General features: G+C 58.7%; 16 protein-coding genes, 1 rRNA gene and 1 pseudogene. 9 read left to right on the forward strand and 9 right to left on the reverse strand.

Annotated elements, in window-relative coordinates:
- Positions 1–17: 17 nt before the first annotated feature.
- A pseudogene (locus ACN1C3_RS21560) lies at positions 18–980 on the reverse strand (PAS domain-containing protein); the annotation flags it as partial.
- A 68-nt stretch (positions 981–1,048) separates the two neighbouring features.
- On the opposite strand from ACN1C3_RS21560, the gene ACN1C3_RS21565 reads away from it, so the two are divergent.
- Both ACN1C3_RS21565 and ACN1C3_RS21570 read left to right on the forward strand, forming a co-directional pair.
- Entirely contained in the window at positions 1,049–1,327 is a 279-nt protein-coding gene (locus ACN1C3_RS21565; RefSeq protein WP_419117779.1) for a hypothetical protein, read from the forward strand.
- A gap of 20 nt (positions 1,328–1,347) precedes the next feature.
- Entirely contained in the window at positions 1,348–2,379 is a 1,032-nt protein-coding gene (locus ACN1C3_RS21570) for an SIS domain-containing protein (protein WP_419117780.1), read from the forward strand.
- Between the two features lie 50 nt (positions 2,380–2,429).
- On the opposite strand, the gene ACN1C3_RS21575 is transcribed toward ACN1C3_RS21570, so the two are convergent.
- Positions 2,430–3,743: an MFS transporter gene (locus ACN1C3_RS21575; RefSeq protein WP_419117781.1), complete on the reverse strand. Its 1,314-nt coding sequence runs from the start codon at positions 3,741–3,743 to the stop codon at positions 2,430–2,432.
- 203 nt (positions 3,744–3,946) lie between these two features.
- Here ACN1C3_RS21575 and ACN1C3_RS21580 point away from each other — a divergent pair, with 203 nt between their 5' ends.
- From ACN1C3_RS21580 to ACN1C3_RS21590, 3 genes are all read left to right on the forward strand, one after another.
- Positions 3,947–5,365 carry a short-chain fatty acid transporter gene (locus tag ACN1C3_RS21580; RefSeq protein ID WP_419117782.1) on the forward strand — a complete coding sequence of 473 codons (1,419 nt, stop codon included), beginning with the start codon at positions 3,947–3,949 and terminating at the stop codon, positions 5,363–5,365.
- Between the two features lie 145 nt (positions 5,366–5,510).
- Positions 5,511–7,211 (forward strand): acid phosphatase, encoded by a 1,701-nt coding sequence (locus ACN1C3_RS21585; RefSeq protein WP_419117783.1) that lies wholly within the window; start codon positions 5,511–5,513, stop codon positions 7,209–7,211.
- A 113-nt stretch (positions 7,212–7,324) separates the two neighbouring features.
- A complete protein-coding gene (locus tag ACN1C3_RS21590) occupies positions 7,325–8,491 on the forward strand; it encodes a hypothetical protein (RefSeq protein ID WP_419117784.1) in 1,167 nt (388 codons plus the stop codon).
- A 97-nt stretch (positions 8,492–8,588) separates the two neighbouring features.
- Here ACN1C3_RS21590 and can read toward each other — a convergent pair whose 3' ends face one another.
- Positions 8,589–9,233 (reverse strand): carbonate dehydratase, encoded by a 645-nt coding sequence (gene can, locus ACN1C3_RS21595; protein ID WP_419117785.1) that lies wholly within the window; start codon positions 9,231–9,233, stop codon positions 8,589–8,591.
- A gap of 151 nt (positions 9,234–9,384) precedes the next feature.
- Between can and ACN1C3_RS21600 the strand changes: the two genes are divergently transcribed.
- Positions 9,385–9,789 carry a serine kinase/phosphatase gene (locus ACN1C3_RS21600; RefSeq protein WP_419117786.1) on the forward strand — a complete coding sequence of 135 codons (405 nt, stop codon included), beginning with the start codon at positions 9,385–9,387 and terminating at the stop codon, positions 9,787–9,789.
- A gap of 47 nt (positions 9,790–9,836) precedes the next feature.
- On the opposite strand, the gene rimI is transcribed toward ACN1C3_RS21600, so the two are convergent.
- Both rimI and ACN1C3_RS21610 read right to left on the reverse strand, forming a co-directional pair.
- The gene (rimI, locus tag ACN1C3_RS21605; RefSeq protein ID WP_419117787.1) at positions 9,837–10,289 is read right to left on the reverse strand and encodes a ribosomal protein S18-alanine N-acetyltransferase; all 453 of its coding nucleotides are present in this window, start codon (positions 10,287–10,289) and stop codon (positions 9,837–9,839) included.
- Positions 10,282–11,016, reverse strand: coding sequence for an energy transducer TonB (locus tag ACN1C3_RS21610; RefSeq protein ID WP_419117798.1), 735 nt, complete (start codon positions 11,014–11,016; stop codon positions 10,282–10,284). The genes rimI and ACN1C3_RS21610 overlap by 8 nt, the downstream gene beginning before the upstream one ends.
- Positions 11,017–11,233: 217 nt before the next feature.
- On the opposite strand from ACN1C3_RS21610, the gene mksB reads away from it, so the two are divergent.
- From mksB to mksF, 3 genes are read left to right on the forward strand one after another with little or no spacing between them, the layout of a single operon-like run.
- A complete protein-coding gene (gene mksB / locus ACN1C3_RS21615) occupies positions 11,234–12,511 on the forward strand; it encodes an Mks condensin complex protein MksB (protein ID WP_419117799.1) in 1,278 nt (425 codons plus the stop codon).
- On the forward strand, positions 12,501–13,214 hold the full coding sequence (gene mksE / locus ACN1C3_RS21620) for an Mks condensin complex protein MksE (protein WP_419117788.1): 714 nt from the start codon (positions 12,501–12,503) through the stop codon (positions 13,212–13,214). Before mksB ends, mksE begins: the two co-directional genes overlap by 11 nt.
- The gene (gene mksF / locus ACN1C3_RS21625; protein WP_419117789.1) at positions 13,211–16,051 is read left to right on the forward strand and encodes an Mks condensin complex protein MksF; all 2,841 of its coding nucleotides are present in this window, start codon (positions 13,211–13,213) and stop codon (positions 16,049–16,051) included. Before mksE ends, mksF begins: the two co-directional genes overlap by 4 nt.
- An 81-nt stretch (positions 16,052–16,132) precedes the next feature.
- Here mksF and ACN1C3_RS21630 read toward each other — a convergent pair whose 3' ends face one another.
- The 4 genes from ACN1C3_RS21630 to rrf form a co-directional block, all read right to left on the reverse strand.
- Positions 16,133–18,436 carry an MlaD family protein gene (locus ACN1C3_RS21630; RefSeq protein ID WP_419117790.1) on the reverse strand — a complete coding sequence of 768 codons (2,304 nt, stop codon included), beginning with the start codon at positions 18,434–18,436 and terminating at the stop codon, positions 16,133–16,135.
- Positions 18,429–19,052 (reverse strand): paraquat-inducible protein A, encoded by a 624-nt coding sequence (locus tag ACN1C3_RS21635; RefSeq protein WP_419117791.1) that lies wholly within the window; start codon positions 19,050–19,052, stop codon positions 18,429–18,431. The genes ACN1C3_RS21630 and ACN1C3_RS21635 overlap by 8 nt, the downstream gene beginning before the upstream one ends.
- Positions 19,039–19,698, reverse strand: coding sequence for a paraquat-inducible protein A (locus tag ACN1C3_RS21640; RefSeq protein WP_419117800.1), 660 nt, complete (start codon positions 19,696–19,698; stop codon positions 19,039–19,041). The genes ACN1C3_RS21635 and ACN1C3_RS21640 overlap by 14 nt, the downstream gene beginning before the upstream one ends.
- Positions 19,699–19,847: 149 nt before the next feature.
- Positions 19,848–19,950, reverse strand: a 5S ribosomal RNA gene (gene rrf / locus ACN1C3_RS21645); the annotation flags it as partial.

Consider the following 19,950-nt stretch of genomic DNA (forward strand, 5'->3'; position numbering starts at 1 on the left):
ACGGCGTGTTCCTGATTCACCTGATCAGTGATCACCGTGGCAAATTTGACGACTTTGTAGAGTTTGTCATTGGCGTCGGTCACCGGGTTATAAGAGGCCTCAAGCCAGACCACACGACCATGGCTGTCAATGCGTTTGAAGCGGCCTGCAACGAACTCGCCAGCGTTCAAGCGCTTCCAGAACCCCTGATACTCTGCGCTGTTGTAATCCTCGGGCTCGCAGAACGCGCGGTGATGTTTACCTTTGATCTGCGCCAGGCTGTAACCCATACCGCTGAGAAACCGGTCGTTGGCCGCCAGCACGATGCCGCCCATATCGAACTCAATCACCGCCGTTGAACGCACCAACGCACCGATCAGGTTTTCGTGTTCACGGGAAGCTTCAATGGTACGGGTCAGGTCGCTGGAGTAGATCGAAAAATTCTTGATCCGTCCGTCCGAGGATCGAACCGGTTGCACGATCGAGCGCAGCCAGGCCTCCTGGCCATTGCCTCTGAGCAAGCGAACCGTTCCGGCAAAGTGCTCACCGCGGGTCAGCGCGGTTTTGAAGCGATGGTGAAACTCATCCGCCTTCACATGAACCGGGACGATATCTTCAATGTGTCGCCCGAGCACGTCGCTGCTCTTGTAGAACATCTCTGCGGTGAAGTTCTGATTCACCGATTGAATGCGCCCATCGGGATCAAGGGTGATGACGAGCATCTCGCTTTCCAGGCTTTCTTTCACTTGCACAAGGCTGGAGAGTTCTTCGCGAAGAGCCGACAGCTCCTGCTTCAAGCGTTTGTTAAACATGGGGGGATGCACCGATGGACAGGGTTGAGAGCGGCATTCAGCCAAGCCATCGGCCACGGAAAATTTTTCTGAAGAGCAACTCAAGCTTGCCCTGCAAAAATAGTAGCAGTTTGCCTCTGCCGCAGGCCCGCGAATGGTTTCAATCCGGACATTGCATCCAACCTCACTCCGGCTTGAGCAACGCCTCATAGTCCGGGCTGATTTCGGCCAGGATCATCAATGCCGCCGCTCCCAGCGTAACGGCGTCGTGGCCGGCGGTGCAGGTTGCTAATCTGGCGGTAGCGCTGGACGTCGGACGGATCGCGATTGGCGGTGGTATGTATCGCCAGGCCTCGACCTTGGCGCCGGTGATAGAACAACTGATCCGTCGAGTGGTGCCGTTTCCACCGCAAATCGTCGCCGCGCATTTCACCCACGACGCGCCGCTGTGGGGCGCGCTGAGCATGGCCATGGAAGCGGCCGGGCTGAATGCTATCGCACAACAACTCATCGCCGCCGGCGATGTTCTTTCCGCTTCCGGCAGCCCGCGTGGCTGAGGACCATCAGGTATTTCGTTATGTCATTGATGTTGAGTGAAACCCTGTCCATCCCGGCGATCCTGCAACGCATGCTCGACGATGACGCGGCAGTTCGTGCCCTGAGCCAACGGTTGGCTGACGATCTGCCAGAGCTGATGATCACCGTCGCCCGCGGCAGTTCGGACCATGCCGCCGCCTACTTCAGCTACGCGATGATGAGCCAGATTGGCGTGCCCAGCCTGTCGATTCCGTTGTCGCTGGTCAGCCTGCAACAGCCGCCGCTGCGCTTGAAAAAGTGCTGGGTGGCGGCGTTTTCCCAGTCTGGAAAAAGCCCGGACTTGATCGACAGCGTTCGTTACCTGCAACAACGCGGCGCGACCTCGGCAGCGCTGGTCAACACTGCCCATTCGCCACTGGCCGCCGTCACCGACGCGCAAATTCTGCTGCCGGCCGGGCTCGAACAAAGTGTGGCCGCGACCAAGAGTTACGTGGCCATGTTGATGGCTGCTGCGCAAACGGTCGCCTATCTGGCCGACGCACTGGGCATCGGCAATGGGCTGACTGCCGCATTGCAGCAGCTACCACAACAAATGGACGAAGCCGCGGCCGAGGATTGGTCGCCGGCACTCAAGGTACTGGCCCGCGCCGACAAAATGATTGTCATCGGGCGCGGAGCAGCCTTGCCGATTGCCCAGGAAGCTGCGCTCAAACTCAAGGAAACCTCCGGCATTCAAGCCGAAGCGTTTTCCAGCGCCGAGGTTCGCCATGGACCAATGGAAATCATCGAGAAAGGGTATCCGGTGCTGGTGTTCGCCGCTTCTGGCCCGGAGCAGGCCGGCACGCTGATCTTCGCCGAAGACATGCGCGCCCGCGGTGCTCAGGTGCTGATCGTGGCACCGCGTGGCACGGCTTGCGCTCATTTGTTACCGAGCGTGCCGACCGTGCATCCGCTGCTGGAGCCGTTCACGATGATTCAGGGTTTTTACCTGATCGCCGCACAACTGGCTGTTGCTCGCGGGCGCAACCCTGATCAGCCGAGATTTTTGAAGAAAGTGACGCAGACGCGTTGATTCAGAACCGCGATGTCCGTAACGACAGACATCGCGAATAACCTTGTCCCCTAAACGCCAGAAGCCACCGCGCCACAACCCATGCCAGGCACACGCGAACCAAAATACGCCGCGCTACCGACTCCGACTGCGCCCATTACCGCGCAATAGATCACACATATCCACGGGCTCCACGGCATCAGACCGATCAATAGCAGCGGTGTGATACTTGCCCAAAGTGCGTAGGCAATGTTGTAGGTAAAAGAGATCCCGGAGACACGGATCCGCGCCGGAAACAGGCTGACCATCACCGACGGCACCGCGCCGACCACTCCACAGCTCAGGCCGGCGACCGCGTAGGCAACGCCGATCCAGCTGCCGCCGGCGATCAGGCAGGTATAGAGCACTGCAATGCCCAGTGGCAGCAGCAGACTGTAGAGCATGACCGTGCGCCAGGCGCCGATGCGGTCGACGATCAGACCGGCCAGTACGCAACCGATGTTCAGGAAAACGATGCCCAGGCTGCTCAGGGCAAAAGTATGGCTGGCGGTCATGCCGAAGGTTTTTTGCATCATGGTCGGGGTAATGACCACAAACACCACCACCGCCGAGGTCAACACGCAGGTCAGGAGCATTGCCGGCAGCATCGCCTGACGATGATCACGCAACACGGTGCGCAGCGGCAGTTCGGCATCGGCTTCGCGACGGGCCTGCATGGCCATGAATACCGGTGTTTCGCTCAACCAGCGACGCAGCCAGACGCCGATCACACCGAACACTCCGCCCAGCAGAAACGGGTAGCGCCAGGCGTAATCGAGGATTTCTGCCGGGGTGAAAACCTGCGCCAGCAATGTCGCGGTCAGCGCGCCGATCAGATAACCGAAGGTCAGTCCGGCCTGTAAAAAGCCCAAGGCATAACCCCGGTGGCCGACCGGCGCATGCTCGGCGACGAACACCCAGGCGCTCGGCACTTCACCGCCCACCGCCGCGCCTTGCAGCACTCGCAACGCCAGCAACAGCAACGGCGCGAAATAGCCGATCTGGGCGTAGGTCGGCATGATCCCGATCAGCAGACACGGCAGCGCCATCATCAGGATGCTCAGGCTGAAGACCTTCTTGCGCCCCAGCTGATCGGCAAAATGCGCCATCAAAATTCCACCCAACGGGCGCGCCAGGTAGCCCGTGACGAAGATCCCGAAGCTTTGCAGCAAACGCAGCCATTCGGGCATTTCCGGTGGGAAGAACAGCTGGCTGAGGGTCAGCGCGAAAAATACGAAGATGATGAAATCGTAGATTTCCAGCGCACCGCCGAGGGCCGCCAGCCCAAGGGTTTTGTAGTCAGACCGGGAGAATGGCGCCGGTCGCAAATCGGTAATGACAGTCATAAAACAAACTCTGGATAGGCAAAACCACGGCGCTAATGGTCTACGCAAATGCCCGGGGGAACAACCCGTTAGACCATAGTCCTATGTACGCAAAACAGCTTCGGCAATACCAGACTGATTGTTTTACTGTTGGCACCTGACCAAAAGAGCCGCTGCTACTCTGCGGACACCACAATAAACATAAAAATTCTCGAGGTATTTCCGTGGCCGCTGATATCGAAGATAGCCGCTATGCCCGCTTTGCCCTGCGTTGCTCCAGTTTTGCCGAGCGCTGGTTTCCCGATTCCTGGGTATTTGCTGCACTGGCGGTGATCGTCGTCTGCGTGGCAACCATGACCATGGGCGCGAAACCGACCGATGCCGCCATGGCCTTCGGTGACGGGTTCTGGAGCCTGATTCCGTTCACCATGCAGATGGCCTTCGTAGTGATCGGTGGCTATGTGGTCGCCAGTTCACCGCCAGCGGTGAAGCTCATCGATCGTCTAGCGCGCATCCCGAAAAACGGCCGCTCCGCCGTGGCCTGGGTGGCGCTGATTTCCATGGTTGCGTCGCTGTTGAACTGGGGCTTGTCGCTGGTGTTCGGCGGGTTACTGGTTCGTGCCTTGGCCCGTCGCACTGATTTGCGTATGGACTATCGCGCTGCCGGTGCCGCAGCCTACCTGGGGCTCGGCGCAGTCTGGGCACTGGGGCTGTCTTCGTCCGCCGCACAATTACAGGCCAACCCGGCCAGCCTGCCGCCATCGATTCTGTCGATCACGGGCATGATTCCGTTCACTCAAACCATTTTCCTTTGGCAGTCCGGCGCCCTGCTGTTGGCGTTGATCGTGGTCTCGCTGATCATCGCCTACGCCACCGCGCCGGGTCCGGCCAGTGCCCGTGATGCCAAGGCCTGCGGGGTCGATCCGAGTTTCAACATCCCTGAACCGCAGCCGCGCACACGCCCCGGCGAATGGCTGGAATACAGTCCGGTGCTGACGATTTTGCTGGTGCTGTTGGCGGCAGGCTGGTTGTTTCACGAGTTCTCGACCAAACCTGCGATCAGCGCGATCTCCGGCCTGAACACTTACAACTTCCTGTTCCTGATGCTCGGCGCGCTGCTGCATTGGCGCCCACGCAGCTTCCTCGACGCGGTGGCCCGCGCGGTGCCGACCACCACCGGCGTGCTGATCCAGTTCCCGCTTTACGGCTCCATCGCCGCACTGATGACCGTGGTCAAAGGCAGCGACGGCCAGACCCTGGCGCACCACATATCGACCTTCTTCGTACAGATCGCCTCCCACGACACCTACGCCCTGCTGATGGGCGTGTACTCGGCGATACTGGGGTTCTTCATCCCGTCGGGTGGCGGCAAGTGGATCATCGAAGCACCGTATGTGATGCAAGTCGCCAACGACCTGAAGTACCACCTCGGCTGGGCCGTACAGATCTACAACGCCGCCGAAGCATTGCCGAACCTGATCAACCCGTTCTACATGTTGCCGTTACTCGGCGTGCTGGGGCTTAAGGCGCGGGACTTGATCGGGTTTTCCTTCGTGCAGTTGCTGGTCCATACGCCGCTGGTGCTGTTTCTGCTATGGGCGCTGGGGACGACGCTGGTGTATGTGGCGCCAGTGATGCCGTAGGTCGCTTCGCAACCATTCGCGCGTAAATGGAACGCCAGGTCCACTGCTCTAACGCTTCCCTGTAGTCTTCCCGTCATCGTCGGTTGCTACCTTGCGACCGAAATACTTTGTAACGAATTGACGACTTAGCGAGCAGGGACCTGGAATGAGTGACGAAAAAGAAGGCAATGGCACGCTACCTCCTGAAACAGATGCCCCTACCGATACCAGCCGCCGCCGCTTCCTGGGCGGCGTTGCAGTTCTAGGGGTTGGCGCGACGCTGAGCGCCTGCGGCAGTAATGACGATACACCGGGCAAATCTGCCGAACGGCCATTGTCGCCCGCCGAACTGGACAAGGCCCTGCACGATCAGGTGAAAAACGTTGTGGTGATCTACGGTGAAAATCGCAGCTTCAACAACCTGTTTGCGGATTTTCCCGGTGTCGAAAGCCCGCTGTCCGCGCTCAAGCCGGAGCAGTACCTGCAACGGGACCGTGACGGCAGTGTGTTGTCGAGCCTGCCACCGGTTTGGGGCGGCGTGACCCAGGTCGGCCCGCAAACCCTCGATGGCGTGACGTACCCCAGCGGCACGCAATTTCAGGAAAGTTTGCCCAATGCACCATTCGCCCTCAAAGGCCCCCAAGGCGAAGACTTGCCGCTGGGCCTGGTGACTCGCGACCTATGGCATGTGTTCTATCAGAACCAGATGCAAATCAATGGCGGCAAGAACGACCACTTTGTGGCGTGGGCAGATTCCGGTGGCCTGACCTTCGGCCATTACGCCCAGACCCGCTACTCATTACGCTTGTGGGATGTCGCCAGAGAGTTCGTGCTCTGCGATAACTTTTTCCAGGGCGCTTTCGGTGGCTCGTACCTGAACCATCAGTATCTGATCAGTGCCCAGGTGCCTTTTTATCCCGACGCCGCCAACTCGGTGGCCAAGGTACAGATTGCCACGCTGCAGAGTGATGACCCGACGGACACACGCCTCAAACCATTGGAACAGTCGCCCGCCAGCGCCATGATCGGGCCACCGCAATTCGGCCCCAGCCTGCTGACGCCCGACGGTTATGCCGTGAACACCATGGCGCCACCCTACTGGCCAACCTGGATCCGCGATCCCGAGCGCCCGGACTACGCAAAAGCCGACTTGCCGAGCGTCCTCGTCCCACAGACTCACGAGCATATCGGCGACAAGCTCTCGAAGAAAAACGTCGACTGGGCCTGGTACGGCGGCGCGTGGCAAGCAACGATCGATGCATACAAGGATTCAGGTGGCATTCCGAAGATTCCGAACTTCCAGTATCACCACCAGCCGCTCAACTATTTCAAAAGCCTGGGCCCTGAAAACCCCATTGAACGCAGCAAGCGCCTGCGCGATGGCGGTTTGGGCGATGAGTCGAGCACCAACAAGTTTTTCGCTGACGCCGAAGCCGGCAAGCTGCCGGCGGTCACGTTCTACAAACCCCAGGGCAACCTGAACATGCACGCTGGATATGCCGATGTGGCGTCTGGCGACCGGCATATCGTCCGGGCGCTGAAAGTGCTGCAGCAAAGCCCGCAATGGAAAAACATGGTGGTGGTGATCACGGTCGACGAAAACGGCGGCTGGTGGGACCACGTTGCCCCGCCCAAAGGCGATCGTTGGGGGCCGGGAACGCGTATACCGGCGCTGGTGATTTCACCTTTCTCCCGCAAGGGCACGGTGGATCACACGGTCTATGACACAGCGTCGATCCTGCGGCTGATTACCCGGGTGTTTCAGCTGGAGACCCTCGAGGGGATCAAACTGCGAGATGAGGCAATGATTGCCCGGGGCCAGCAAGCCATGGGGGATTTGACTAATGCGCTGCACTTTCCGGGCTGATTGATTACTGCGGATTTGGGATCTTTTCGTGCCGGGACTGGACCACCCGGCACAACAGGTTTCAGTATGTATCCGCCCCGCCTCCGAGGGCCCACGCTGAAAAGGATATGAGCATGTTCAAACTCGCAGGACTCACCCTTGCCGCCCTCACCCTGAGTGCCGCCGCCCACGCCGATGTGGATTTGAAGCTGGGCAGCACCGAGCGCGTCACCCGGCTGTTTGCCTACCCCAACAACTGCGATGTCATTTGCTTCCGCAACTGGACGCTGGAGCAAACCGTCGAGCACTACTTGACCCAAAGCGTGCAGCGCGATGGCTACAGCGCGGCGAAAGTAAGCGTCAAAACCGACAACGATCAGCTTTACGCGGCGATCAGCGGCGTACCCGCCGGTTATGAAAAGCCTCTTGCGGCGCTGCTGGATGCCGGAGACCTGGCCTACAACGGCGCGAGCAAACTGAACGCCGACGGCAAGTGGGCTTATAGCTGGTATCTGTTCCTGCCGCTGGGAATGGCGCTGGAGAACCGCAAGAGTGTCGAGTTGCTGCACTTCCCGCCGGATTACTCACTGACCCAAGCGCAGGACTATCTGGAATCGAAAACCACCGATCGCTGGGCCACGTTGTTGACGGCCAACGGTATTGCCGCCGAGCAGACGCCGGGCTACCAGACCATCATCGACATCGCACCGATTGCCGCGCCTTCAACCGCGGGCAAAGACCTGGAAGGCGTCTACGACTACTTCAAGGACTACCAGACCACCATGGTCAAGGAAGTCAGCCAGAACGCCAGCGGCGCGGCCTTGCCGATGGTTGCCTTCGGCGCGCCGGTGCGTAACTGGATCAAGCAACAATATGGCGTCACCGTCAGTGTGCTGGGCCTGGCAGAGATCAGCCCGACCGAGGGCGTGAAGGTGCCGGTTCTGGGCTCCAATCACCCAAGCTATATCTGGTACGCGGCAGACCCTGCGACCTATGACGGCGATGAAGCCAAGGCCGATGCCGCCGGTTTGAAAGTCATGGGACAGGATTTGAGTGCCGCGTGCTGGCAGGCCGGGATGGGCAGCAAACCAGGAAGCAATCCGGATGCGCAGTTGAAAAGCTGTACGCAAACCTGGCAAGTGACCCAGAAAGAGCAAACCTGCGATCTGTTCTACACCTCAATCCGCAATCTTACGCCCGAGCAAGCTCAGGCCAAGTGCTCGACAACGCCAATCAAATCTCAGCTGAACAGCCTGAAAGCCCCCGCACCGGCGCCTTCGGTGGCTACTTCGCACCTGTAAAACCAGCCGTCCACGCCTGCGTCAGCCTTTGCTGCCGCAGGATGGAGCCGATATCTACTGTCGGATCACAGACACAGCCTTTGTTGAGCGACGAACGTTAAATCGCCCCGACCGGGCGCAGTCGATACTGCGGCGGCAGCTGCTCAAAGCCACTGATGGTCGCGTTCAGGCTTTTCCAGCGGCCATCCTTGATGCCATAGATGCAACCGTGGACCGACAGGCTCTGCCCGCGATGCCAGGCGTTTTGCACAATGCTGGTGTGGCCGACGTTGGCCACTTGCTGGATCACATTCAGCTCGCAGAGACGGTCGACCCGCTCTTCTTCTGTAGGCAGCAGGGCCAGCGCTTCACGGTGTTCGTAGTAAAGGTCGCGAATCGAACGCAGCCAGCCGTCGATCAGGCCCAACTGACGATCCTGCATAGAAGCGCGCACACCGCCACAACCATAGTGGCCGGTGACCAGGATATGTTTGACCTTGAGTACATCCACGGCGTACTGGATCACCGACAGGCAGTTGAGGTCGGTGTGCAGCACCACGTTGGCCACGTTGCGGTGTACGAACAGGTCACCGGGCAGCATGCCGACGATCTCGTTGGCCGGCACGCGGGCGTCCGAACAACCGATCCATAGATATTCAGGGGTTTGCTGGCGAGCCAGCTTGGCAAAGAAGTCAGGATCTTCCTGCTTGATCGCATCGGCCCAGCGCTCATTGTTATCAATCAGATCTTGTAGTTCGTTCATGCTATGAAGCCTCAAGAATGATGTGCTGCTTTGACAGACGACCGCCGGTCGGGGTCACGTTCAGCGTGCAGGTAGCCAAACGGAGAAATACGGTGGAATCTTAAAGGGTAGCGCCTGTCCACCCTATAGGCCCACATTATGAGTAACTGCCATGACCGAATCACGACGTCCCTATGGCGCTCCGCAACCCGAGTCGATCGATGATGACGAAGATCGGATGGGCTCAATGGCGGAGCTGCACTTCGATGAAGATGAGTCCAGCGACCGCATCGCAGAGCTGTCACCTGAGAGCGAACGTCAGCGGGACCCACCGCCCAAGCGCGGCCATGAAGCCGGCATGAGCGGCGCCACGACGCTGGATCATGAATCAACCGATGACGACCTCAGCATTGAAACCATGATCCGTGAAGACGGAGCGCGCGACGGCAATGAAGCCGGTGAAAGCGATCCCGCCGACTGGGACCTGAGCATCGTCGATGAAGACGACATCGGCGGCGGCAATGGTCTGGATGAAGCCGAAATGGCGGAACGTGATCCTGTGAATGGTAATCGGTAGTCCACCGGCATCGCCACAAAAGCGCCCAACCTGTAGGAGATTTTTATCTAGTCGACCAACGTGCAAGCCATGACCACGGCATCTTCTCGCCCACCGACTGCCGGGTAGTAATCGCGTCGGCGGCCGATTTCATTGAAACCGTAGCGCTCATACAGCTTGAATGCCGCCCGGTTGCTGTCGCGAAGCTCGAGGAAGCATTCCCGGGCCCTTGCATCGTAAGCGCGTGACATCAAGTGCTCCAGTAGCTGCAAGCCGAGGCCGCGACCCTGGCTTTCCGGTTTGACGGTAATGTTCAGCAGATGCGCTTCATCAAGGATTATCTGAACAACGCCGTGCCCCACCTGTTGCTCGCCTTCGAACATCAGCCAGATCTGGTACTTGCCCAAGCCATCAAGAAAAATCCCACGGGTCCAGGGATGGCTGAACGCCGCGTATTCGATTTTCAGTACAGCGTCGAGGTCCGCCTCGGTCATCGGACGAAACGTTACAGCATCACTCATCATTACTTTTCCAGCGCGCCATCAGCCGACGCATGGCTTGCCAGATATCAGCCTTACGCTGTGGCTCTTCCATTAATAGTTCCAGGCCGGGCAGCGCCCAGACCGAGCCCAGACCTTCGACTTGAAGTTCTCGGTTGTAGGATTGCGCGTTCGTTTCACCGGCAAAACGCACGGCTGGCAGGCCGATCAGCCACAGACAGACGCAGGGCGCGTCCTCGAGGCGTGCAGAAACAAAACCTTGCACAAAGTCACGAGCGGCCTCAGGGCCTTGATCCATCGTGCCGCGCACCAGCAATGGCCAGCGCACCGGCTCACCAACGATTTGCGGACTGTCCGGCAGGCCGGCGGCGCGCAGCATGTCTTTGAGCAATAAATAGGCCGGATCGCGCGTCTGAAAAGCTTCGCCTGTGGGTAACTCCACCAGCAGCAGGCAAGCACCGGCCCGCAGCAGTTGCAAGGCGAAACGCGGTTGCGGCACGTGCGGCGCCTTGACCGGAGCTGGCGCGGCTTCGGCCTCTTTCACCGGTTTGCTGGCGACTGCAACCGTCGGCCTTGGCACTTCGATCTTCGCCCGTTCGACAGGCTTGGCCACAGGTTCGGCGGCCGCTTTAGCGAACGGAGCAAGCGCAACCGGCTCGACCAGCGGCTCAGGCATCACCAGCAGCTCTGGACGCGACGGCGCGGCAAACGGTAATTCGGTGCGCGGCAGCCAATTGACCACCTGCATGGCGGTCAAATAAGCGCGGCGACGGGACTCGATAAGCAAAGGTCGGCCACTTGTGGATAACTAAAGATGAGGGATTCTACCGCCCTTCGCCCAAGATCGCCCGCAGTTGATCGATAGAAAACCGACTGTCCGTCTCATCAAGAGACCGGGGGTGAAGCGCGACCCGTCCGATGCAGTACAATCGCCGCTTTTAATCGCCAACCAGCCGGCCTTTCCCATGATCGAACCCAAGCGCGTCTTGCGCGCCCTCGCCGAACACTGGGCACTTCTGGAGCCACTGTGCGAGCACTTCGACCAAGGCACTTTGAGCCTCAACGAACTGCGTTCACAGCTGGCCGCTCAGCAATTGGACAGCACGCCACAGGACATCACCAGTCTGCTGGACGTGTGGATCCGCCTGGATATTCTGGTTCCCGTGGCGAAAAGCCCGAACCGTTTCGAGCTGAATGCGCAGATCCACGACTTCCTCGCCTACCTGCGACGTGAACACCGTTTGGGCCTGTGCCTGGAAATCGAAGCCTATCTGCGCCATCTGGAGCGGTTGGCCGGTTATATCCAGGATGCCTTCGACATCCGCGACGGCAGTGACCTGGCGCGCCAGTTGCGCTTGCTGGACATGCGCGTACGGGATGTCCTGAAGAAACTCGCCAACGATGAACAGGCCCTGGTGGCGGTCGCCGAGCGGGCCAAAACCAGCGACCGGCAGATTCCGTTGCGCCAGCGCTACGCCGAAGTTCTGGCGACCTGGGACGAATACGTCGAGCCAATGATCCAGTTGGTCAATGCTGACGGCGCTTTCGAGCAAGGCGTGCGCAAGGTCGAGAACGTGCTGCTGCGCATGCTCAGCGAACAGCAGCGCCTCGGCCACCTGGTCGATGACGACATGCTGCTGCGCACCCACGCGCGCATCCTTGAAATGCAGACCAGCGCCCAGTTGACCCTGCGTCACGCCCGGGAACTGCTGCTGCCGTTGCGCGAAGAAGCTCGCCGGCACAACGCCGTAACCCGCGGTGCAGCTCTTGCGCTGTCGGCCATTCGTCGCAAAGGTATCGATGCGGTGCCGCAAGCGGCGATGCCGATGTTCACCCGGCCGCAAAGCACCTTCCTCGGCAGCGCCAGTCAGGTCGAAGCCTATGTTTACGCCCTGGCTCGTTTCGAGCCCAAACCGACGCGTTTTCCCAAGGCCCACAAGACTCAAAAGGGCGAGGCCCCGCGTGCACCACGCACCGTTCGCGAAATGCTCGAACGCTGCGAAGACGCTCTGCCAATGCCGGACCTGATGACCTGGCTGCTGGAGCAGGAACCGGACGGCGCCACCGACGAATTGCTGTACTGGTTCTCGCGCCTCTCGCGGGAGAAACGCTTTAAACGCGAGCGCCTCGAGCGCCGCGATTACCACACTCATGAGCACCAGGTCAGCCTGCGCTCCTTCGCCCTGCTCTCGGCCGGCATTGATGCGTCCGAGAATTCTGCGAGCACTCCTCATGCATCTTGATCTATCCGAATTGTCCCAGCTGGCACCGATCTTTCGCGAGCTGCTCAAGGGTTACCACGTCAGCCGCCGCGATCCTGAGCTGTACGCGCAACTGTCGAACTTCCAGGATCAATACCGCACGCTGTTCAAGGCGTTGGGCTTCGAGTTGGTCTGCGACACCCGTGGTTTCTACTACTTTGTACCGGACCAGGCTGGTGCCGCGGTGAACAAGACCGCGCAACGTCTGGCACTGTTCACCTTCATCATCGTCGAACATTTGGCGGATCAGGGCCGCGACCCGGTTGCGGTCCTCGATGGTGGCAGCCTTGGCCGTGATGAACTGCCGTCATTGCTGGAAAAATACCGCGACCTGTTCATTCAGGCCGAAGTGCAGACCCAGGAAGAGCTGGAAGAGAAAATCATGCGCCGCATGACCCAGCTCGGCTTCGCCAGCGAAGAAAACGGCATCTACCGCTTCCTGCCACCGATGCACCGCTTCCTCGACGTCTGCCTGTCGGTCCAGCAGGACCGCGATTTGGCCGCCAGCCTACACAGCGTGTTGCCATTGCCGACACCGGTGCTGATCGATGACGACAGCGACGAAAAACTGTTAACAACCGATGATCCGCTGGATCTAAGCGCATTCAAGGTGGAGAGCGAGGAAGAAAGCGAAGAACTCGCACTGGCCCGCGCCATTGCCGATGAACAGGAGATCGACGCATGAGCCAGGAACGCTATGGCATTCGCCGCTTTGCCCTGCTGAACACTGCGGGTTACAGTCTAGGGCTGTTCCCGCTGGAGCACCCGCTGTCGGTGTACGGCGCGAACAACCTCGGTAAATCCGCTTCGATCAACGCCTTGCAGTTCCCGATTCTGGCCCGCATGTCAGACATGAGCTTCGGCAAGTACAGCCTGGAGCAGTCCCGGCGCTTCTATTTTGCTTCGGACACCAGCTACATCCTCGTCGAAGTCTCCCTGCCCCACGGTCCGCACGTGATCGGCGTGGTCGGGCGCGGCCCGGGCGGTGGTTTCGGTCACCAGTTTTTTGCTTACGCTGGCAAACTGGACCTGGCGCATTACCAGAAAGACGACACCTGTCTGCGGCAGAAAGAACTGTTCACCAATCTCGAGCGCCAGGGTCTGAAAGCCTACGAGCTCAAGCCCGAAGAACTGCGTCGATTGCTGGTAGGCGGCCACACCTCGATTCCGCTGGACCTGACGCTGATCCCGCTGCGCTCCACCAGTGAACAGAGCCTCAAGACCTTCCGCGCGCTGTTCATCAACCTGCTGCACATGCGCGAAATCACTGCAGCCAAGCTCAAGCAACTGTTCCTCGACGCCTTCGAGCACAGCCTGCGTTCCGGTAGCGTCGACTACATCGCCGCCTGCGAAGAAGCCTTCCGTGACGTGCGGCGGATGGAACAAGACTACAACTCGCTGGTCACCGCAGGTCCCTTGGTCGAAGCCTTGGCCGCTGGCGTCACGCAGCGCAACATTCTGCGCGGCAAGCTGCATCGCCTGTCGCCACTGCTCGACTCGTTGCTCGGCACCTGGTCGGACTACGCCAGTGCGCGCAAGGAAGAACTGCTAATTCAATCCGAGCACTACCGCAATGAGCAGGACGCCCTACAAAACGACCAGCGCGGCGGCACTCAGGAACTGATGCGTCTGGAGCGGGAAATCAGCGGCATCCAGCGCTGGCTCGGCGAACTGTCGGTGCTCAAGCATCGCTTCGCGCTGGTCGATGACGTGAAGGTGCTGGAGCAGCAACTGTTGGCCGCCAAGGATGCTCACGATGAATTGGCCGGTGCCCTTGCGCAGTCTCGGCAGTTCAGTGCCGAAGATCTGGAAGAGCGTCTGCGGGATCTTGAAAAACGCCTGAAGTCGGTCAAGCAGCAACTCGATCACGCCGACAACAACAGCTATGCCCGTCTGCGCGAGGAATTTTCGCAACAAGACGTCGAGCGCCTGATGCGCCTGTTCAATAGCGCGCTGTTCAGTTTGCCGCTGGGCGAGCACGGCATCGCGCTGGACGAGAACGGCGAGTGGGTCAAATCCATGGAGCTGATTCTGGATGGCTTCAAGGGCGAGCGCTTCGAAGTGCCGGGCCTGTCCATTGATCTGTCGCACATCGAGCCGCCAGCGCTGCAGGCCTTGGCCGACCGCGCCGCGTTGCGCGATCAGAAAGAGCGTCTGGAAAAAGAACTCAAGCAACTGAAAACTCAAGCGGCCGTCGCGGCGGACCGCGCAGCCAGCAAGACCCAGACCGAAGCGCTGTATCAGCAAGTGCTGGATGCGCAAAAAGCCCTGGAAGACTTCCGTCGGTCACAGACACTAAGCGCCGAGGAAGGCGAGAAGCTGGAGAACCTGGCGCAGATGGAAGCCGCTCAGGATGAACTGAAGCGCTCCAGCGACGCCTTCACAGAACGCGTCCAGCAACTGTCGGCCAAACTGCAATTGGTCGGTCGGCAGATCGGTGACATGGAAGCCAAGCAGCGTACCCTCGACGATGCCCTGCGTCGCCGTCAGTTGTTGCCAGCCAATCTGCCGTTCGGTACGCCGTTCATGGAGCCGGTCGACGACTCCATGGACAACCTGCTGCCGCTGCTCAATGACTATCAGGACAGCTGGCAAGGCCTGCTGCGCAGCGATGGGCAGATCGAAGCGCTGTATGCTCAGGTGCGCCTCAAGGGCGTGGCCAAGTTCGACAGCGAAGACGACATGGAGCGGCGCCTGCAGCTGCTGATCAACGCGTATGCGCACCGTACCGACGAAGCCCTGACCCTGGGCAAGGCGCGCCGTGCGGCGGTCACCGATATCGCCCGGACGCTGCGCAACATTCGCAGCGACTACGACAGCCTCGAACACCAGTTGGCCCTGTTCAACCGCGAGATCAACAAGCGTCAAGTGTCCAACCTGCAAAGCTTCCGCATCGTCCTGGCACCGAACAAGGAAGCGCTCAAACATATCGACCAGATCATCCACAGCGCCGGTCAGTATGAAGAAGGCGAAACCCTCTCGGTGTTCGATCTGAGCCAAAGCGCCGATCAGGACAACAAGAACGAAGAAGCCAAGGAATACCTGGCGCGTCTGGTGGCAGCGAACCATAACCAGCTGGGCCTCAAGGACCTGTTTGAGCTCGCGTTCGAGATCACCAAGGTCAATGGCCAGCCGGTCATTCACACCGACATCGATGGCGCAGCCTCCAACGGCACGACCATGACCATCAAGGCGCTGACCAACATGTACTTGTTGCTGCACCTGATGGATCGCGATCAGGCCGGGCGTGTGCGTCTGCCGTACTACCTCGACGAGGCGGCGGACATCGACGAGAAGAACCAGGCTGCATTGCTGGAAACCAGCCTGCAACTGGGCTTCGTCCCGATTCTGGCCAGCGTGAAGCCGCAGGTTTCCGCCCATGTCGCCATCGACCTGGAGGGTGGCAGCGGACCGAACGGGATCTACATCGATGAGGCGGACTGGAAGTACATCCGTCGGCATGACGAGGTGAAAGCCATCGTCAACGTCGAACCGGCTGAAGCGGAACTGGACGAGGCTTAACTCGACCTGAACTGATACCGCAGGAACGAAAAAGGCCGCGATCAAATGATCGCGGCCTTTTTTGTGCTTGCCGTTTGGGACTTATTTGCCGAGGGAAATTTTCGGTGCCCAGAGCAGCCACTCATCTTCAAACTTGTCGAACAACGGGAAGGTCTGCTCCGCTCGTGCTGGATTGCCCATGCGCTCGCCCTCCGGCGTAGCGAAGGCGATACCACCCTGGATCAACGTCTCAAGGGATTCAGTGCGCACCGTCGCGCCTTTGAACAGGCCGATGTCCAGACCGAAACCGCTGCTGTTCCAGAATCGGCTGCCGCTGCGCACCAATGGCGCGTACTTCGGCTCGATCAGAACATGAATCAGCACCCTGTCCGCAGTCTGGCCAAGCTCATAACCAGTCACCTTACCCACGGTCACTTCTCGATAAGTCACCGGTACACCGATCTTCAGTGACCCACGACGAGCGGCGCTCAACACCAGACTCAGACCAGCCTCGGACACTGCTGATTCCGGTGGCTGGGCCAAAGCGACAAAGCTCTTTTGCGGACCAAGATTTTTCGCGGCCGGCTGAACTTCCAGGTATTGCCCGGTGACCAGCGTTTCAAGATTGGAGGTTTTGATCAGACCCAGCTCCGGCTTCACCACCCAGAACTGACTGCCGACGCGGGCAATCCGCTCTGGCACCTCAGTGATGCGCGCCGTCAACAATACCGACTGCAGATCATCACTGAGATCGACATCCTCAACCTTGCCAACATCCAGCCCCTTAAAGCGAATCGGCGTGCCACTGCGCAAGCCGTCAGCCCGATCGACCTTGATCGTTACAAGCGTGCCCTTCTGCATCGCCTCTTCATGGTTGGCATACAGATGGAAACGTGGAATACGTTTGCTCAGAGGGACGTTCGTCTCTGGGGTTTCAAAAGCAATACCGCCGGCCATCAGACTTTGCAGCGATTCGCTTTTGACTTGAATACCGCCCGTCAAACCACCCGACAGCGTGATGCCACTAGCATTCCAGAATCGAGTCGAGCCGTTGACCAGTCCCTCATATTCTTTCTCGATATGGACGCCAATGACCAATTGTTTGCGTTTGCGTGAGAACTGATAACTCTGCACCGAACCGACTTTAACCTGCTTGTAGAGAATCGGGCTGCCGACCTCCAATGAACCCAGGTTGTCGGTCAGTAGCACCATGTGCAGGCCAGGAGAGCGTAAGTCCAGCGGCGGAGCCTTCGCTCGCGCCTCGAACTCGCGTTGCGGTGCCCCGCCCTTGTCACCTGGTCGGATCGCGATGTAGTTACCTTTGACCAAGGCTTCCAGACCAGTGATACCGGCCAGCGAGATCGACGGTTTGACCACCCAGAATTGGGTGCCTGCTACCAGATAATCCTCGGCCAGCGGGTCGAGGGTCAATTCGGCACTCGCGCTGGACAGATCGGGATCTATCTTCAAGGCTTTTAAGCTACCGACCTGAATCCCCTTGTACATGACGGGTGTGCGACCAGCCTGCAAACCTTCGAAGTCGCTGAGCTTCACCTTGACCCGGATACCGGCCTGAGCCGCATCGAAGTTCTCATAGAGACGAAACGGCAGGCTCGGATCAGTGGGTGGACTATCTTTGCGGTTTTCCGGAGTAGCGAACGCGATACCACCCGCCACAATGCTGGCCAGAGACTCACTGTGTACTTTCACCCCAGACAGGTTGGCATCGATGCTGATCCCGCTGGCATTCCAGAAACGTGTGTGTTTGCGCACCAGGTTAGCGTAGGTCGGCTCAATAAAGACTTTAATCTCGACGGTGTTCTGGTCTTCAGACAACAGATAGCTTTTAACCTGACCGACCTGAATCTGCTTGTAGAACACAGGGCTACCGCGATTCAGCGAACCCAGACGCTCAGCCTTGATGGTCAGGTGCAGGCCAGGTTTGGAATCCGATAACGGCGGCTCTTTCGCCAAAGCCTTGAACTTGCGGGTCGACTCACCTTCCCCTGGACTAACAGCAATGTAGTTACCCGAAACCAGCGTTTCCAGGCCGGTAATCCCGGCCAGGGTCACGCTCGGTTTGACCAGCCAGAAGCGAGTGCTGGTCCTCAGGTATTGCTCGACAGCCTTGTTCATCTCGACGGTGGCGATCACTCCCTTATTATCGCCTTCGTCATCAAGGGCCAGCTTTTTGACCTTACCCACCGGCATGCCTTTGTAGACCACTTCAGTCTTGTTCGCCTGAATGCCTTCGCCGCTTTCAAAGCGGACCTGAATTTCTATACCAGTCTCATTGTAGGCACGCCAGCCCAGCCATCCGCCGATCAGCAAGGCAATGAGGGGTAGAACCCAAATGGCCGACCAATTAGAAGCCGGTCGAGTTTTAGCTTTAGGCAAATCAGTCATAGTCGTCGTCCGACTCCGTGTTATCCCAAATCAGTCGGGGATCGAAAGTTACTGCTGCAAGCATTGTCAAAATCACCACGCTGGAAAACGCCACCGCACCGAGATTAGCCTCGATGCTGGCAAGCCGGCCAAAATTCACCACCGCCACCAGAATGGCGATCACGAAGATATCCAACATTGACCAGCGGCCAATGAACTCAATAAACCGATACATAATGATGCGCTGGCGAGCCGAGAGCGGCTGATGGCGTTGCACCGAGAACAGCAGCAAACTGATTCCGACCAACTTGAAGGTAGGGACCAGAATGCTGGCGATAAATACCACGGCAGCGATCGGAAACATCCCATGCTGAACCAGCTGGATCACACCGGACATGATGGTACTGGGATCGCCTTGGCCTAAAGAGGTGACCGTCATGATCGGCAACAGGTTCGCCGGTACATAGAGAATCGCGGCTGTAATTAGCAACGCCCAGGTGCGTTTCAAGCTATTCGGGCGACGTGCATGAACCAGTGCACCACAGCGAGTGCAGATCTGCTCATCGCTGTCCGGCTCCTGCCTATTCAACTCGTGACATTCGGCACAAATCAGAATGCCTGCATCAATCGCCCGCATGAGCATCCTCTCCTGATAATGCTTGCCAGATTTGATGAGGCGACATCACCACCTCCAGCCAGACCTGAACCAATAGCAAACTGATAAAGCACACCAAGCCGAGGCCGACGGTGATCGCTGCCATGTCTGCCAATTTGACGATGGCCACTAATACCCCCATCAAGTAGACCTCGAGCATCCCCCAATCGCGTAGATGGTGATAAATGCGATAGAGCAACAAGCCGTAGCTGCGACCGATATTCCAGCGAATACTCAGCAGCACGACTAACTGACAGATCAGCTTGAGCAGCGGAATACCCATACTGCAAAGAAACACCACGCCTGCTACACCTTGCATGCCGGTATTGAACAAACCGACAACGCCACTCCAGACGGTGTCTCGCGACGAATGCCCCAGGAGATTGAGCTGCATGATGGGTAAAAAGTTCGCAGGGACATACAACAACAATGCGGTGACGACCAAGGCCAGGCTGCGCTCCACGACATTGTGTCGATGGGCATACAACTCATAACCACAACGCGGACATTGGGCTTTCTCACCATGAGCGAGCTGTGGCTTGCGCATCAGCAAATCACACTCGTGGCACGCCACCAAGTCGTCCAGCGGTAAATCTGACACCCCAGAGGGGTCAACCGGATCCGGCATAAAAGGCTCTGGCACGGGAAAATATTGAGTCCATTCTAGTGTTCTGGTTCGAAAATAACTGTGCAAATTTTTATAGGAGCGAGTCAGCTTTTCTTGCGCGCAAAACAAAACCCCTACCTGCAGATGCAGATAGGGGTTTCGGAAGTTAATCTTGACGATGACCTACTCTCACATGGGGAAACCCCACACTACCATCGGCGATGCATCGTTTCACTGCTGAGTTCGGGATGGGATCAGGTGGTTCCAATGCTC

It is taken from the genome of Pseudomonas sp. H11T01, assembly GCF_048515765.1.
GTDB lineage: Bacteria > Pseudomonadota > Gammaproteobacteria > Pseudomonadales > Pseudomonadaceae > Aquipseudomonas.